Source organism: Nocardia sp. CA-135398 (assembly GCF_050955845.1).
Lineage (GTDB): Bacteria > Actinomycetota > Actinomycetes > Mycobacteriales > Mycobacteriaceae > Nocardia.
The window spans coordinates 7,493,516-7,510,013 of record NZ_CP192084.1; the positions used below are offsets into that span (position 1 = coordinate 7,493,516).

The window sequence follows — 16,498 nt, forward strand, 5'->3', positions numbered from 1 at the left end:
GCTCACACCGCGTTCGGCAATTCAACCATGGCCCCGAGTTTACAAATGGCGGGGCCTTGTCTTTGAACGTTCGAAGCCGGAAACGGCGCTGTCGGCGGCGAATACGTTCGCCGCCGACAGCGCCGTGCTATCGGGTCGTGCCCAATCCTGGTGCGGTACTACGCCTTAGCCTCTTCGACCGCGCGCACTTGGCCCTGTGCCGCGATCTTGGCTTCCTCGGAGGCATCGGCGTCGGCCAGCACCCGGCGGGCCGCCTCGATGTCGATCTCATCGGCGAACTCCGCGGATTCGGCCAGCACCCGGACCGAGGTCGCGGTCACCGAGAAGAACCCACCGTGCACCGCAGCGGTGATCCGTTCACCCTCGGTGGGCACGATGCTCACGATTCCCCCCTCGACCAGCTGGCCGAGCAGCGGCTCGTGACCCGCCATGATGCCGATCTGACCTTCGGTGGTCTGCGCGCTGACGAACGTGGCCTGGCCGGACCAGAGCAAACGTTCGACGGCGACCAGATCAACTGACATCTCCGCCATGGGTGACTACTTTCCGGCGATCTTCTTCGCGGCCGCCTCGACATCGTCGAGACCACCGCATGAGTTGAACGCCTGCTCCGGGAAGTGGTCGAACTCGCCCTTGCAGACGCGGTCGAACGCCTCGATGGTGTCGGTCAGCGGCACCACCGAACCCGGCTGGCCGGTGAACTTCTCGGCCACGATGAAGTTCTGGCCGAGGAACTTCTCCAGACGGCGGGCCCGGCCGACGAGGACCTTGTCCTCTTCGGAGAGCTCGTCCATGCCGAGGATGGCGATGATGTCCTGCAGTTCCTTGTACTTCTGCAGGATCCGCTTCACCTCGTTGGCGACCCGGAAGTGTTCCGCGCCGACGATCGAGGCCTCCAGGATGCGGGAGGTCGAGGTCAGCGGGTCGACGGCCGGGTAGATGCCCTTCTGCGAGATCGGGCGGGAAAGCTCGGTCGTCGCATCGAGGTGGGCGAAGGTGGTCGCCGGGGCCGGGTCGGTGTAGTCGTCGGCGGGCACGTAGATGGCCTGCAGCGAGGTGATGGACCGACCACGGGTCGAGGTGATGCGCTCCTGCAGCTCACCCATCTCATCGGCCAGCGTCGGCTGGTAACCGACGGCCGAGGGCATGCGGCCGAGCAGGGTCGACACCTCGGAACCCGCCTGGGTGAACCGGAAGATGTTGTCGATGAACAGCAGCACGTCCTGGTGCTGCACGTCGCGGAAGTACTCGGCCATGGTCAGGGCCGAGAGCGCGACGCGCATACGGGTGCCCGGCGGCTCGTCCATCTGGCCGAAGACAAGGGCGGTGTCCTGGAGGACGCCCATCTCTTCCATTTCCAGGTGCAGGTCGGTGCCCTCACGGGTGCGCTCACCGACGCCCGCGAACACCGAGGTACCGGAGAACTCACGCGCGATACGGGTGATCATCTCCTGGATCAGCACGGTCTTGCCGACACCGGCACCACCGAACAGACCGATCTTGCCGCCCTTCACGTACGGGGTCAGCAGGTCGATGACCTTGATACCCGTCTCCAGGATCTCGGTCTTACCCTCGAGCTGGTCGAATGACGGGGGCTTGCGGTGGATGCCCCACTGCTCGCCGTCGCGACCGGTACCCGGCGCGTCGAGGCAGTCGCCGAGGGCGTTGAAGACGTGGCCCTTGACAACGTCACCGACGGGCACCGAAATCGGCTTGCCGGTGTCGGTGACGGTGGCACCACGGACCAGACCATCGGTGGGCTGCATCGAGATGGTGCGCACGATGTTGTCACCGAGGTGCTGGGCGACCTCGAGGGTCAGGGTCTTGGCCACCGAGGTCAGGGTGATCTCGGCGTGCAGAGCGTTGAACAGCTCGGGGATGGAACCCCGCGGGAACTCGACGTCCACGACGGGGCCGATGACGCGGACGACGCGACCTGTTTTCGCGCCGGTCCGGCTCTCTTGTGTGACTGCTGCGGTCATTTTTCTCTTCCTGCGCCTTTAGTCGCGGTCCGAGCTCGAAGCCAGCGCGTTCACGCCGCCGACGATTTCGCTGATTTCCTGCGTGATCTGGGCCTGCCGCACCGAATTCGCCTGCCGGGTAAGCACATTGGCCAGTTCGTTGGCGTTGTCGGTGGCTGCCTTCATTGCGGTGCGCCGAGCCGCGGACTCGGATGCCGCTGCCTCGAGCAACGATGAGTAGATGCGGGTGTTGATGTACTTGGGCAGCAACGCCGCCAACAGCACATCGGCATCGGGCTCGAACTCGTACTGCGCGGTGAGTTCCGCGGTCGGCGAGTCGGTGAAGCTGTCCTCACCCATGTCGTAGTCTTCGTCGACATAGCTGACCTGGATCGGCGCCAGGCGACGAACCTCGGGGGTCTGGGTCAGCATCGAGACGAAACGGGTGTACACGATGTGCAACTCGTCGACGCCCTCGATATTGCCCACCCCGTTCGGGGCCGGAATCTCGACCTCCGAGCCCGCCATGAACGCGTCCACCAGGTGGTGGCAGGCGGCCGTGGCATCGTTGTACTTCGGCTGCTGGGAGAACCCGGTCCAGGCACTGACCACCGGCCGATTGCGGAAGGTGTAGTACGTGAGGCCCTTATTGCCCATCACGTACAGCACCGGCTCCTTGCCCTCGCCACGCAGCGTGACCATGAGCTCCTCGGCGCGCTTGAGCACGTTGGAGTTGTAGCCACCGCACATGCCGCTGTCACTGGTGATCACCAGGACGGCGGCACGGCGCGGATTGGCGCGCTCGGTCAGCAGCGGGTGCGACAAACTCGTCGACGCACTCGCCAGTTCACCGAGGACCTTGGTGATCTCCTCGGCGAACGGCTTGGCGGCCGCAACCCTGGCCTGGGCCTTGGAGATTCGCGAGGTCGCGATCAGCTCCTGGGCCTTGGTGATCTTCTTGATCGAACTCACACCACGAATGCGGGAGCGCAATTCACGCAAGCTTGCCATCAGCGGTTCACACTCCCTTCATTCGCCAGAATCGAATAGCGCATCAGCCGGCTCGATTACTTCTCGACGTGCTTGCGGGTCACCGACAGCGATTCGACCTCTTCGTGGTCGAGCTCACCGGCGGCGGCCTCGTTCACGACGCGCGAACCGTCGGAAGCGAGGAAGCCCTGCTTGAACTTGTCGGTCGCCGCCTTGATGGCATCGCCGTTCTCGTTGTCGAGGACCTTGCCGCCCTCGATCGACTTGAAGGCGTCGGCCGCGCTGCGGTGCAGATCCTCGAGCAGTTCCGCGTTGAAGCGACGGATGTCGGCAACCGGGACCGAGTCGAAGTAGCCGGCGTCGACCAGGAAGATCGAGACGATCTGGTCCTCGACCGGAACCGGCGAGTACTGGTCCTGCTTGAGCAGCTCGACCCAGCGGGCACCGCGCTCGAGCTGCGCCAGCGAGGCGGCGTCGAGGTCGGAGGCGAAGGCGGAGAACGCCTCCAGCTCGCGGTACTGCGCCATTTCCAGACGCAGCGAACCGGCGACCTTCTTCATGCCCTTGGTCTGGGCGGCGCCACCGACACGGGAGACCGAGGTACCGACGTTGATCGCCGGACGGACACCCTTGTTGAACAGGTCGGACTCGAGGAAGACCTGGCCGTCGGTAATGGAGATGACGTTGGTCGGGATGAACGCCGAGATGTCGTTGGCCTTGGTCTCGATGATCGGCAGACCCGTCATCGAGCCCGCGCCCATCTCGTCGGACAGCTTCGCGCAACGCTCCAGCAGGCGCGAGTGCAGGTAGAAGACGTCACCCGGGTACGCCTCGCGGCCCGGCGGACGACGCAGCAGCAGCGAGATGGCGCGGTACGCCTCGGCCTGCTTGGTCAGGTCGTCGAACACGATCAGGACGTGCTTGCCCTGGTACATCCAGTGCTGGCCGATCGCCGAACCGGTGTAGGGCGCAAGCCATTTGAAGCCAGCGGAGTCAGAGGCCGGGGCCGCGACGATGGTGGTGTACTCCATCGCACCGTGCGATTCCAGCGCGGTCTTCACGCCCGCGATGGTGGAACCCTTCTGGCCGATCGCGACGTAGATGCAGCGGACCTGCTTCTTCGGGTCGCCGGTCTCCCAGTTCGCCTTCTGCGCCAGGATCGCGTCGATGCAGACCGCGGTCTTACCGGTCTTGCGGTCGCCGATGATCAGCTGACGCTGACCACGACCGATGGCGGTCAGGGCGTCGATGGCGGTGATACCGGTGGCCAGCGGCTCCTCGACCGGCTGACGCTGCAGCACGGTCGCGGCCTGCAGTTCCAGCACGCGCTGCTCTTCGGCCTCGATCTCACCCAGGCCGTCGATCGGCTGGCCGAGCGGGTTGACCACGCGGCCGAGGAACTTGTCACCGACGGGGACCGAGAGCACGTCGCCGGTGCGGCGAACCTGCTGGCCCTCTTCGATTTCCGCGAACTCGCCGAGGATGACCGCACCGATCTCGCGGTCCTCGAGGTTCAACGCGACGCCGAGCACACCACCCGGGAACTCGAGCAGTTCATTGGCCATCGCCGAGGGCAGGCCGCTGACGTGCGCGATGCCGTCACTGCAGTCGGTGACTACACCGACTTCTTCGATGGAGGTTTCCGGGGTGTAGCTCTGGGTGTAGCTCTCGATCGCGCTACGGATCTCATCGGTGGAGATCGTCAGCTCCGCCATAGTCTTCCTGCTCTCGCTGTCTGGTCTGGATGTCGGGGGGTGGTGGGTCGTCAGGCCAGAGCCCGACGCAGCCGTTCCAAGCGGCCGGTGGCGCTGCCGTCGATCAGGTCGTCGCCGACCCGCACCACGACGCCGGTCAGCAGACTCGAATCGACCTGCACGTGCACCGTGACCGGCTTGCCGTAGATGCGCTGCAACGACGCCCCGAGGTGGTCGCGCTGCTGGTCGGTCAGTGCGACCGCGGCACGCACATGCGCGACGATCTGATCGCGCCGCGCGGCCGCGAGATCGGACAGCTCGCTGAACGCGCCGATATTCGTCGACCGGGTGACCACCTGATCCGCCAGGGTCTGGGTGATGGTCTCGGTCTTGCCCGCGAGCAGCCGGTCGATCAGTTCGCGCTTGGCCGCGGCTGGCTTCGCACGATCCGAAAGTGCCTGCTCCAGTTCGGGATTGTCGCCGATGATCCGGCCGAGCCGGAACAATTCGTCCTCGACCGCCCCGAGTCGTCCGCTGTCGGCGGCGGACTCCAGCAACGCCTCTTGGCCGAGCAACACCAGGGTGTCGACCAAATCGGCGGTGCGCGACCAGTTCTGGGCCACCGCGGTGGTCAGCACCGCCAAGCTGGCGGGGCTGACCTTGCCGCTGAAGACCCGCTCGCTGAGTTCGGCGCGCACCGAGCCGGGCACCGACACGTCCGCGAGCGCAACACGCAGCGAACGCTGGTCGTCCAGCACGGCGACAACGGCGAACAGTTCCGACCCCGTCGTGGCCGCAACACTGTCGCTTCCGGTCAGAGCGGCCCGAAGTGCCTCCCGTGCCCGGGAGCTTGCCTCGCGGCTCGCTGCGTACATGCTTCTCACTTTCGCGTCGCTACCTTCCGACCCCGATGGCCGCATCCGACTGATCGAGTTCGGACAGGAACCGGTCGATCGATGCCGCTTGCTTAGCTTCGTCCGAAACCGACTGCCCGATAATCTTTTCGGCCAAATCGACGGCAGTTTTGCCGACTTCGGCGCGCAGCTCGGTCAGGATCTGCTGGCGCTGAGCTTCCAGCTGGCTGTGACCGGCAGCGACGATGCGGTCGCTTTCGGCCTGTGCTTCCGCGCGCATCTGCGCGAGGATCTGCTGGCCCTGGGTGCGTGCGTCCTCACGGATGCGCGCGGCCTCGAGCCGAGCGTCGGCCAACTGCTGCTGGTACTGCTGCAGCGTCAGCTGGGCTTCTTCCTGCGCGGCCTCAGCCCGCTGGATTCCACCCTCGATCTTGTCCGCACGTTCATCCAACACCTTGATGAGGCGCGGGATGACGTACTTGTAGAAAACGACGCCGATGATCGCAATGCAGACCACCGACCAGACGATGTCGTAGGTCTCGGGGATGAGGGGATTGATGTCCTCCCCTGTCTCCGCCGCGAGCAAAGAAAGCGTGTTCATAGCAATCTCAGAAGATGAAGCCGGCCACAAGGCCGATCAGGGCGAGGGCCTCGGTGAACGCGATACCGAGGAACATGTTGGTGCGGATGGTGCCCTGCAGCTCGGGCTGACGGGCAATACCCTCGATGGCCTTACCGACGACGATGCCTACGCCGATGCCCGGGCCGATGGCGGCCAGGCCGTAGCCGATGGCGCCGAAGCCCTTGAACTTCTCCGACGTGGTCGCGGCTTCCTGGGCCAGGTACGCGAGGCTCATGAGTCTTCCATTCCCTTTCTTTTGCTCACCCGCCGGACGGCGTGGTGTAGCAGATATCCGGTAGTTGTTCGGTCAGTGCGAATCGGCGTGTTGTGCGAGTCCGATGTAAACGGCGGTCAGCAGGGCGAAAACGTAGGCCTGCAGGAAGATGACCAGCATTTCGAACAGCGTGAACCCGAGTCCGGCCAGCAGCGAGAACGGCGAGAACACCTTCATCCAGGCCGCCGCGTCGAAGAGGAAGAACCAGGTGGCGCTGAAGAACAGCACCAGCATGATGTGGCCGGCCAGCATATTCGCCATGAGTCGGACGGTCAGCGTGAACGGACGCAGGATGAATGTCGAGACGAACTCGATCGGAATCAGCAACACGTGCAATGCGGGCGGAACATTCGGAACGACGATGCTGCTGCGCATGTAGGTGACGAACCCGTACTTCTTGATACCCACGAAGTTGAACGCGAGGTACGCGATGAGGGCCAGCACCAGCGGCATGCCGATTCGAGCGTTCGACGAGATGTTCAGCCCCGGAATGATGCCGGAGAAGTTGAGAAAGAGAACCGCGAAGAAGATCGTCGCGATCAATGGGAAGTACTTGCGACCGGATTCCTTGCCGAGCACCTCGTCACAGATCTGATCCTTGACGAAGACCAATCCGGTTTCCGTGATGTTCTGCAGACCGCGCGGGACGATGCGAGGATTGCGGAATGCCAGCACCATGACGAGTACCAACACGGCGGTCATCAACAGCCGGATCAGCATCAAACGGTCGAGTTCGAACGGCGTACCCTCGAACAGCACGGCTGGAGGGAAGAAGTCGGACAGCGATGGCGCGTGGAACTCGCCCGCCAAAGTGGTGACGCTCAGCGTTCTCTCCCGTGTTCGGGCCGCGGGTACGGTCATTCCCGCGGTTCGATCGGACATTGACGATCAATTGGGTCGACTCAGGTCGGCTCGAAAATTCGTCAGCAGCTGTGCGGCAATCCGCATGGGCGTCTGTACGTAGTGTCGGCGACATTCGTCGACATGCAGAACCGGAACCCCTCGGAGCCCGGCACGGCAGTAAGCATAGCGGCAGCTAGCGGGATCTCGGTGATCCCCCCTTGCTTGGTCGCTTGCTTACCAACACTTTACCAAGTTATCTACGACAGCGTGTAGGTGGGGGCGATTATTGCTGCGCAGAGGGCAAATCGGACTCACCGGTCGGTACGTTTACGTACGGAACCTTCTGTCGGAGAACGCCATACGTCTCCGCGCCGAGCACGACCAGCAAGGACCCGACCACGGTCAGGAACAATGCCATTCGGTCGTAGAAGTCGAACCGCTGCAGCACCGCGATCACGATCATCGCGACCAGCAGCTTGCCCACCCAACTCACCAGCATGATCAGGCCCGCGGTACTCGGCGGCAGCTTCGCGCCGAACAGTACGACGGCCGCGGTGGTGAGAATGAATCCACCGCCGATGGCCGCACCGAGCAGCGCGCCCCAGAGTCCGGACAACCCCGCGACGGCCGAGGCAATGGCCACCGAAACCACCACCAACACGGCCAAACCGGTCACGCCGTAGCGCAGCGCCGCCTTCAGCGGGGCATCGGGACCGGGGACGGGGTTAGTGAGACTCACGACTGCGCCTCGCTGGCGCTCGGCTCCGTCGTTCCTCCGGACGCTGTGTTTATGGTTCGCTCGCTTCGCTCCCTCACGACCAGCACTTTACCTGGGCCTTGCTTTACGAATCCGCGGGCTCCTTGCGCCGCAGACCCGGAATGGCCGTCACCACCAGCGCGAAAACCAGGCCGCCGGCCATCATCAACACCACAATCCGGCGATCATGGATCAGCGAAGTGCCGACGGCGCCGAAGGCGAGCACACCGACCCATAAATAGATCACCAGGACAACGCGACGATGCGAATGTCCGATCTGCAACAGCCGGTGATGCAAGTGCATTTTGTCCGGTGTAGAGAAACTCACACCGGCCCGAACCCGGCGCACGATCGCCAACAGCAGATCCAAGACCGGAATGAACATCACCGCACCGACGAGCAGCAGCGGCGAAAGCAGACCGACGATGTCGCGAGGTCCGTAGCCCGCCAAATTGATTCGGCCCGAGGCGCCCGTCGATACCGCCGCCAACATGAGTCCGATCAACATCGAACCGGAATCGCCCATGAATATCCGGGCGGGGGAAAAGTTGTGTGGCAGAAATCCCAAGCAGGCGCCCGCGAGCGCGGCGGCGAGCAGCGCGGGCGGATAGGTGTCGACCGAACCGCCCTGGCTGTAGAGCAGACCGACGGTGAATACGAAGACCGCACCCGCGCAGATCAGGCCCAATCCGGCCGCGAGTCCGTCGAGTCCGTCGACGAAATTCATCGCGTTGACCAGAGTCACCGTGATGCCGACGGTGACCAGACCGCCCTGCAGCGCGTCCAGCACCACCGTCGTGTCGTTGAACGGGTTGTAGATGACGTACCAGCTCAGGCCCATGACCGCCATCACACCGGCGGCGGTGACCTGGCCCGCGAATTTGGTCAGCGCGTCCAGACCCCAGCGGTCGTCGACGATGCCGACGAGCACGATCAGCGTGGCCGCAACCAGTACCGCGGGAATGTCCGGCGCGTAATCGAAACCCCTTCGCAGCGCGGGCAATTGGTGCGCGAACAGGACGGCCGCGACCACCCCGACGTACATGCCGACACCACCCATCCGCGGAATCGGCTTGACGTGCACATCGCGCTCGCGCGGCACCGCCACCGCGCCGAAGGCGATGGCGAGCACCCGAATTCCACCGGTGGCCAGGAAGGTCACCGTGCCCGAGATGAGAAGCACGAGCAGCAGCTCGCGCAAAGGAACTACCGCACCCGAACCGATCATCCGTTTATCTGATCCGCCATACGATCACTGCGTCCCGAGGTCACCGCGTCGCGACGCTGGTCAGCGCCTCCGCGGACATCCCGAGCACATCGGCGATATCGCCGACCGGTACCGCGCCCGCGCGCAGGATCCGCGGCTGATCCGCGGTGAGGTCGACGATGGTGGACGCGACCGCGTGTTCGGCCGGGCCGCCGTCGAGATAGACGCCGACCAGATCGCCGAGCTGATCGCGCGCCTCGGCGGCGGTCTTGGCGGGCGGCTGGCCGGAGACATTGGCGCTCGAGACGGCGAGCGGGCCGACCTCGCGCAACAGTTCCAGCGCGACCGGGTGCAGTGGCATCCGCAGCATGACCGTGCCACGGGTGTCACCGAGATCCCAGGCGAGCGAAGGCGCCTGCTGCACAACAAGACTCAGCCCACCGGGCCAGAATGCCCGGATCAGCTCGCGGGCCTGCGGGCGCACCGAGAACACCAGACCGTCGATGGTGTGCCAGGAGCCGACCAGCACCGGCACCGGCATGTCGCGACCACGCCGCTTGGCGGCGAGCAGATCGCTCACCGCGGTGGAATCGAACGCGTCGGCGGCCAGGCCGTACAGGGTATCGGTCGGCAGTACGACCAGCCGGCCGGATTTCAGGGCACTGGTGGCCGCGGTCAGTCCGGCGGCGCGCGAGTCGGGATCCGCGCAGTCGTAGACGGTACTCACGGCCACCATCCTGTCACGGGTGCGACTCGATGCCACCATCGGCGGGGTTGGTTCGATCCGATACTCGCCGAGCCGAGTCGAATGGTCGCTGTCGGAGGACCCGCGCCCCACCATTCGACTCGCTTCGGTGGGTTGGTCCGCACACTGGGTGCCGGGCGGGATCAGTTACGAGTCGCGACGACGAAGCGGGGCTTACCCGCGAGGTCCGGATGCTCGACGATGTCGGTGAAGTCACCCTGTTCGCCCAGCAGTGCGGCGAGATCGGAGCCGTTGGTGTCGTCGTGTTCGATGGCGCAGGAGCCGCCGCGACGCAGTAAACGGGTGATGGTGGGAATCATCCGCCGGATGACGTCCAGCCCGTCCGGACCGCCGAAGAGGGCCAGACGCGGATCGTGCTCGGCGACCTCGGGATCGAGCTCGGCGCCTTCGGGAATGTAGGGCGGATTGGCGACGACGAGATCGACGTGGCCATTCAGTTCGGTGAGCAGATTCGAGTCGGTGACATCGTCGGCGTACAGGGTGATCGGGGTGTCGCCATCGGCAATGCGCAGATCGGCATTGCGGCGGGCCCATTGCAGGGCCGCGGGATCGATTTCGATCGCGTGCACGTCCGCATCCGGGCGGGCCTGGGCGATGGCGAGTGCCAGTGCGCCGGAGCCGGTGCACAGATCGACGACGACCGGCGGGTGATCGTGCGGCAGCGCCTCCAATTGCGCCAATGCCCACGCGAACAGCAACTCGGTCTCCGGACGCGGCACGAAGACGCCGGGGCCGACCGCAAGTTCGATTTGGCCGATCGCCGCGGTACCGGTCAGGTGCTGCAGCGGAATTCGCTGCGCGCGCCGCTCCACCAGGGCTCGGTACTCCTCGATCAGCTCCGGCGCGACCAGCGGGGTCAGCGCCAACCGGGTCCGGTCGACACCGAGCAGATGGGCGGCCAAGTACTCGGCGTCGGCTTGCGGGCTGTGCACGCCCGCCGCCCGCAGGGTTTCGACCGCCTGGTTGATGGCGGGGCGCAAGGCGACCCGGGTCATTACTCCGCGGCCATTCGGGCTTCGCGATCCGCCTTGCCAAGGGCATCCAGGAGTGCGTCCATATCACCGTCGAGCACGGCGTCGAGGTTGTGCGCCTTGAAGCCGATGCGATGATCGGTGATGCGGTTCTCCGGGAAGTTGTAGGTCCGGATGCGTTCGGAGCGGTCCACGGTGCGGATCTGGGAGGCTCGACCCGCGGCGGCTTCCTGATCGGCCTGCTCCTCGGCGAGCGCCTGCAGTCGAGCCGCGAGCACCTGCATGGCGCGGGCCTTGTTCTGCAGCTGGGAGCGCTCGTTCTGGCAGGTCACCACGATGCCCGAGGGCAGGTGGGTGATGCGGACCGCGGAGTCGGTGGTGTTGACGCCCTGTCCGCCCTTGCCGGAGGAGCGGTAGACGTCGATGCGCAGATCCGATTCGTCGATCTGCACCTCCTCCACCTCGTCGGGCTCCGGGTAGATCAGCACACCGGCCGCCGAGGTGTGGATGCGGCCCTGCGACTCGGTCACCGGAACCCGCTGCACGCGGTGCACGCCGCCCTCGAATTTGAAGCGGGACCAGACACCGTCGCGCGCGGCGTCGCGGCTCTTGATGGAAATGGTCGCTTCCTTGTAGCCGCCCAGGTCGGAGATGTTCACATCGAGAATCTCGACCTTCCAGCCGTGCCGCTCGGCGTAGCGGACGTACATGCGGGCCAGATCCGAGGCGAACAGCGCCGATTCCTCGCCGCCCTCACCGGATTTCACCTCGAGCACCACATCGTCGCCGTCGTGCGGGTCGCGCGGAGCGAGCAGATCCGCGAGGGTCTGCTCCAGCTCGACGACCTGTTGTTCCAGGCCCGGCACCTCGGCGGCGAAGGATGCGTCATCGGCCGCGAGTTCCTGTGCGGCGGCGAGATCATCGCGGGCGGACTTCAGCTTGTTGTAGGTGGCCATGATCGGTGCCAGCTCGGCGAACCGCTTGCCGACCCGGCGCGCGGCGCCCGGATCGTTGTGCAGCGCCGGATCGGCGAGCTGCGTCTCCAGGCCCGCGTGCTCGGCCAGAATGTCATCGATCGCGGACGGTTGCGTCACGGTGCTTCCTCTCTTTTTCCGTACAGGCCACACAAAAGCGCCGACGCCCGGCCTGCAGTGCAGGACCGGGCGTCGGCGAGGAAGCTACTTTGCGTCGGCCTTCTTGCCGGCACGCTTGCCGTAGCGAGCCTCGAAGCGGGCCACGCGACCACCGGTGTCGAGGATCTTCTGCTTGCCGGTGTAGAACGGGTGGCACTGCGAGCAGACCTCGACGGTGATGTGTCCCGACTCCTTGGTGCTGCGAGTCTGGAAGGTGTTGCCGCAACCACAGACGACCGTGGTCTCGACATACGCCGGGTGAATTCCTGCCTTCATGGGTGTCCTCTCGATATTGGCCGCCGGGTCGCCCGCGCAGATCGCGAGGACGTGAACCGGAGCCGACTTAGGCGGGAGGCCTGCTCAGCGGAGCAGACGCAACGACCGCTCAGTATGCCAGAACGGCGGTTACGCTCCCAAAACACCCCAGACGTCTGGTTTGTTCCCACCCCCTAGGTAGTCCCCAAGTCTTGTTGCCACTTGAACTACTGGCGCGTGTTGATCGTGTTCTTACGGAACCCTTAATACAGGTAGTCAACTACTCGTGGATGTGAACACCAATGTTCATAGAGTTTGAGGCCTGATACAGATCGGCGTGCCGAGACAGAAGGGAGAACACCGTGAACAGCCGCGTTGCACTGGCGGTCTTCGTTTCGCTGATTCTCACTGTCGCGGTCGGCTGGTTTGCCACTCCGGATCGCCCGAACACCTACACATACGCGAAACCCACTGCTGCACAGTATGATTCGACGAACAATGTGGTGAGCGCCGCAAGCCCGGCGACCACGGCGATCATTCTCGCGTTCATGATCGTCGGCGCGGCAGGCATCGGTCTCGCATTCTTCAGCCCACGTACGCCGAAAGGGCGCTCCCCCGCCTCCCCGCGCCTTTTGCCGGACGTCGTGGGCGTAGAGACCACCCCTGCGGACCGGCGGCAGGCAGTGCACTCCAGTTCTGGGCGTACCCGACGAGTTACCCATGTGCGCACGAAATCATTCGTGGCGTATGCGCAAAAAGTACGGGGACTCCGCCTGAGCGGAGCCCCCGTTCATTCACTCGTCGAGCGCACCCGGTGCGGTCTTGCTGACCTGCATCAGGAACTCGAGGTTGTTCTTGGACTTCTTCAGGCGGTCGATCAGCAGGTCGATCGCCTGGTGCGAGTCCAGGCCGGACAGTACGCGGCGCAGCTTGTGCAGCACCGCCGCCTCGTCGGGGCTGAGCAGTAGCTCGTCCTTACGAGTGCCGGACGGGTTGACGTCGACGGCCGGGAACACCCGACGTTCCGCGATCTTGCGGTCCAGCTTGAGCTCGGCGTTACCGGTGCCCTTGAACTCCTCGAAGATCACCGTGTCACCGGTGGAACCGGTCTCGACCATGGCGGTCGCGATGATGGTGAGCGAGCCGCCGTTCTCGATATTGCGCGCCGCGCCGAGGAACCGCTTGGGCGGGTACAGCGCGGTCGAGTCGACACCACCGGAGAGAATGCGGCCCGAAGCGGGTGAGGAGTTGTTGTACGCGCGGCCCAATCGGGTGATCGAGTCGAGCAGCACCACAACGTCCTTGCCCATTTCCACCAGGCGCTTGGCGCGCTCGATGGCCAGTTCGGCGACCGAGGTGTGATCTGACGGCGGACGGTCGAAGGTCGAGGCGATGACCTCGCCCTTCACCGAACGCTGCATATCGGTGACCTCTTCCGGACGCTCGTCGACCAGCACAACCATGAGGTAGACCTCAGGGTTGTTGATGGCGATGGCGTTCGCGATGTCCTGCATGATCGTCGTCTTACCTGCCTTGGGCGGGGAGACGATCAGGGCGCGCTGGCCCTTACCGATCGGCATGATCAGGTCGATGACGCGCGTGGTCAGCTTGTTCGGCTGAGTCTCCAGGCGCAGACGCTGATTCGGATACAGCGGGGTGAGCTTGGCGAATTCGGGACGCCGCCTGGCCGCGTCGACCTCACCGCCGTTGACCGTGTCCAGACGCACCAGCGGATCGAACTTCTGGCGCTGGTTGCTCTGCTCACCGTCACGCGGGGCGCGCACCGCACCGGTGATCGCGTCACCGCGGCGCAGGCCGTTCTTACGGACCAGGTTCATCGAGACATAGACGTCGTTCGGTCCGGCCAGGTAGCCCGAGGTGCGCACGAAGGCGTAGTTGTCCAGCACGTCGAGGATGCCCGCGACCGGCTGCAGGACATCATCCTCGCGGATCTCGAGCTCGCGGGCTTCACCGCCACCGGTGCCACCCTCACGGTCGCGACCACGACGACGTTCCCGGAACCGGCGTCCGCGCCGTCCGCGACCGCCCTCGTCCTCGTCACCGCCGCGGTTGGCCTCGCCACGTCCGCCGCCTTCACCACGGCCGCCGTCGCCACGTCCGCCGCCCTCGCCACCGCGGCCGCCGTTGGCATTGCCGTTGCGCTCGCCCTGGTTGCGCTCGCGGCGACGTTCGCCCTGCTCCTGATCCTGCTTCGGCTCGTCACCACGGGCCTCGCCAGCTGCGGCCTCAGTACCGGCGCGCGCCTGGTCGCGACCGCGACGCTGCCTGCCACGACCGCGCTGACCGCCGTCGCGACCGGAATCCTCGGTGCTCTCCGTCGGCGCGGCAGTCTCGGCCTGCGCCTGATCGGGCCTCGAATCGGCCGACTTCTCGGCGGCCTTCGGTGCTGCGGAGTCGGCGCTAGCCTCCTTCGCGACGGCCTGTTTCGCCGGAGCGTCCTTGGTCTGGGCGTCCTTCGCCGGAGCGGGAGCCTCCTTCACCGGAGCGGAAGCAGCGGGCGACACGTCGAGGGTGCCCTGCTCGGCCTTCGCCGGCGCCGCCTTGGCGGCGTCCGCATCGGACTTCACCTCGCCACGCGCGGACTTTTCCGCCTTCGCCGACTTTCCGGCCTGATTTTCCTTGATGGCGGCGATCAAATCGCCCTTGCGCATTCCAGAGGTGCCTCGGATACCGAGCTCCCCCGCGAGCGCGCGCAACTGCGGCAACAACATTCCAGTCAGCCCCGATCGTGCGACGTCGGTTTTTTCGCTCATCTTCGAAATCTGTCCGGAGTCACTTTCGCGGTCCCCTGCCGGGTTGGAATCCACCCCGGGTGTCGCGAGCAGGTCCGTATCTGTCACGGAAATCCTTTCCTTCCCTCGACTGCCGTGTGCTGTTTCGAGGGTTCCGTCCCGCAGTCCGGGCGTTCTGCCGGACTCGGATGCGAGGGCCGAACACACAGCTCGGACCGGCGCTTTTGCCGTATCACCTGCCCCGCCGGACCGGCGGCTTCGCCACCAGTTCCCGAAAGGTGGGAGAGATCATTCCAGTTGCGCAGCTACGCAGCACCCCCATGGCCTGGAGGCTCGAGCCTGGAGCCTGCTGGAGCGATTGCCCTGATGAAGCACCGGCGTCTGATGCGCACGATGTACGGACGTGCTCAGGATAGCTGGCAACCTGGAACCTCGGCAAGGCAGACGCGCCGTCAGTCGACTTGGACGCCTTCTGCGAGTCCCGGCTCGACCACGCGGAGCCCGTCGATGGCCGCGAGTTCACGAAGTTCGGCGGGGAATTCGCTGGTACCCAAGGCCAGTACGGTCGGTCCCGCGCCGGATACCGTGGCCGCGATCCCGGCCGCCCGCAGCCGGGCGATCCATGCGGTGGTCAGCGGCAGCGCGGGCGCGCGTTGGGTCTGATGCAGACGATCGGCCGTCGCGGGCAGCAGCAGGTCGGGACGTTGAGTCAGGGCGACGACCGCGAGCGCGGCGCGGCTGACATTGAACGCGGCATCGCCATGCGCCACGACCTCGGGCAAAAGGCCACGGGTATGCGCGGTCGAAGAGCGCTCTTCCGGAATCAGCACCACCGGACGCAGCGTCGGATGCGGATCCAGGCGCACCGCACGGTAGACGCGGCCGTGGTCGGGCGCCGCGGCACCGTCGGTGGCGGTTTCGGTCCAGGACACCACGATGCCACCGAGCACGCTGGCCGCGGCATTGTCCGGATGACCTTCGAATTCCGATGCGAGCTGGACCAATTGGTCACTTCCGGTGGCCAATGCCGGATCCAATTTCGCTGCCAGACCGCAGCCGGCGGCGAGCCCGCCGACCACCGCCGAGGCCGACGAACCGAGACCGCGCGAATGCGGAATCACGTTGCGGCACACCACATCGAGACCATCGGCCCAGACGCCGGACGCCTCCAGGCCGCGCTCGATCGCGCGCACCACGAGATGTGAAGGGCCCCACGGCACGTCGTCGGCGCCTTCACCCTCCACTCGGATAGTGAGCCCGGAATCGGTAGTGCGCACCTCGATCTCGTCGTAGATGCCCAAAGCCATACCGAGCGAATCGAATCCGGGACCGAGATTGGCACTGGACGCGGGCACCCGCGCGATCACCGACAGACCGGCGGGCAGCGTCCTTGTCATCAATTGGCTTTCGCGCGAATT

General features: G+C 65.4%; 16 protein-coding genes. All 16 read right to left on the bottom strand.

Annotated elements, in window-relative coordinates:
* Positions 1-158 precede the first annotated feature (158 nt).
* Positions 159-533, bottom strand: coding sequence for a F0F1 ATP synthase subunit epsilon (locus ACQP1T_RS33330; protein WP_062982621.1), 375 nt, complete (start codon positions 531-533; stop codon positions 159-161).
* Between the two features lie 6 nt (positions 534-539).
* Positions 540-1,982 (bottom strand): F0F1 ATP synthase subunit beta, encoded by a 1,443-nt coding sequence (gene atpD / locus ACQP1T_RS33335; protein ID WP_397031964.1) that lies wholly within the window; start codon positions 1,980-1,982, stop codon positions 540-542.
* An 18-nt stretch (positions 1,983-2,000) separates the two neighbouring features.
* A complete protein-coding gene (locus ACQP1T_RS33340) occupies positions 2,001-2,972 on the bottom strand; it encodes a F0F1 ATP synthase subunit gamma (protein WP_433756985.1) in 972 nt (323 codons plus the stop codon).
* 56 nt (positions 2,973-3,028) lie between these two features.
* Positions 3,029-4,666, bottom strand: coding sequence for a F0F1 ATP synthase subunit alpha (gene atpA / locus ACQP1T_RS33345; RefSeq protein ID WP_433756986.1), 1,638 nt, complete (start codon positions 4,664-4,666; stop codon positions 3,029-3,031).
* A gap of 50 nt (positions 4,667-4,716) precedes the next feature.
* Positions 4,717-5,520 (bottom strand): F0F1 ATP synthase subunit delta, encoded by an 804-nt coding sequence (locus tag ACQP1T_RS33350; RefSeq protein ID WP_433756987.1) that lies wholly within the window; start codon positions 5,518-5,520, stop codon positions 4,717-4,719.
* A 19-nt stretch (positions 5,521-5,539) separates the two neighbouring features.
* Entirely contained in the window at positions 5,540-6,100 is a 561-nt protein-coding gene (locus ACQP1T_RS33355) for a F0F1 ATP synthase subunit B (protein WP_433756988.1), read from the bottom strand.
* 7 nt (positions 6,101-6,107) lie between these two features.
* A complete protein-coding gene (locus tag ACQP1T_RS33360; RefSeq protein WP_040687112.1) occupies positions 6,108-6,356 on the bottom strand; it encodes an ATP synthase F0 subunit C in 249 nt (82 codons plus the stop codon).
* 72 nt (positions 6,357-6,428) lie between these two features.
* Positions 6,429-7,277 carry a F0F1 ATP synthase subunit A gene (atpB, locus tag ACQP1T_RS33365; RefSeq protein ID WP_397031954.1) on the bottom strand — a complete coding sequence of 283 codons (849 nt, stop codon included), beginning with the start codon at positions 7,275-7,277 and terminating at the stop codon, positions 6,429-6,431.
* Positions 7,278-7,521: 244 nt separating this feature from the next.
* Positions 7,522-7,977, bottom strand: coding sequence for a hypothetical protein (locus ACQP1T_RS33370; protein WP_433756989.1), 456 nt, complete (start codon positions 7,975-7,977; stop codon positions 7,522-7,524).
* Positions 7,978-8,080: 103 nt separating this feature from the next.
* Entirely contained in the window at positions 8,081-9,223 is a 1,143-nt protein-coding gene (locus tag ACQP1T_RS33375) for a glycosyltransferase family 4 protein (protein WP_433756990.1), read from the bottom strand.
* A 40-nt stretch (positions 9,224-9,263) separates the two neighbouring features.
* Positions 9,264-9,929, bottom strand: a complete 666-nt coding sequence (locus ACQP1T_RS33380; protein ID WP_433624123.1) for an L-threonylcarbamoyladenylate synthase — start codon at positions 9,927-9,929, stop codon at positions 9,264-9,266.
* A gap of 161 nt (positions 9,930-10,090) precedes the next feature.
* Entirely contained in the window at positions 10,091-10,963 is an 873-nt protein-coding gene (prmC, locus tag ACQP1T_RS33385) for a peptide chain release factor N(5)-glutamine methyltransferase (protein WP_433756991.1), read from the bottom strand.
* Complete coding sequence (gene prfA / locus ACQP1T_RS33390; protein ID WP_433756992.1) at positions 10,963-12,033, bottom strand: peptide chain release factor 1; 1,071 nt, start codon at positions 12,031-12,033, stop codon at positions 10,963-10,965. Before prfA ends, prmC begins: the two co-directional genes overlap by 1 nt.
* 84 nt (positions 12,034-12,117) lie before the next feature.
* On the bottom strand, positions 12,118-12,348 hold the full coding sequence (gene rpmE, locus ACQP1T_RS33395) for a 50S ribosomal protein L31 (RefSeq protein ID WP_062982643.1): 231 nt from the start codon (positions 12,346-12,348) through the stop codon (positions 12,118-12,120).
* 773 nt (positions 12,349-13,121) lie between these two features.
* Positions 13,122-15,101, bottom strand: coding sequence for a transcription termination factor Rho (rho, locus tag ACQP1T_RS33400; RefSeq protein ID WP_433762460.1), 1,980 nt, complete (start codon positions 15,099-15,101; stop codon positions 13,122-13,124).
* A 431-nt stretch (positions 15,102-15,532) separates the two neighbouring features.
* The gene (thrB, locus tag ACQP1T_RS33405) at positions 15,533-16,477 is read right to left on the bottom strand and encodes a homoserine kinase (protein ID WP_433756993.1); all 945 of its coding nucleotides are present in this window, start codon (positions 16,475-16,477) and stop codon (positions 15,533-15,535) included.
* Positions 16,478-16,498 lie beyond the last annotated feature (21 nt).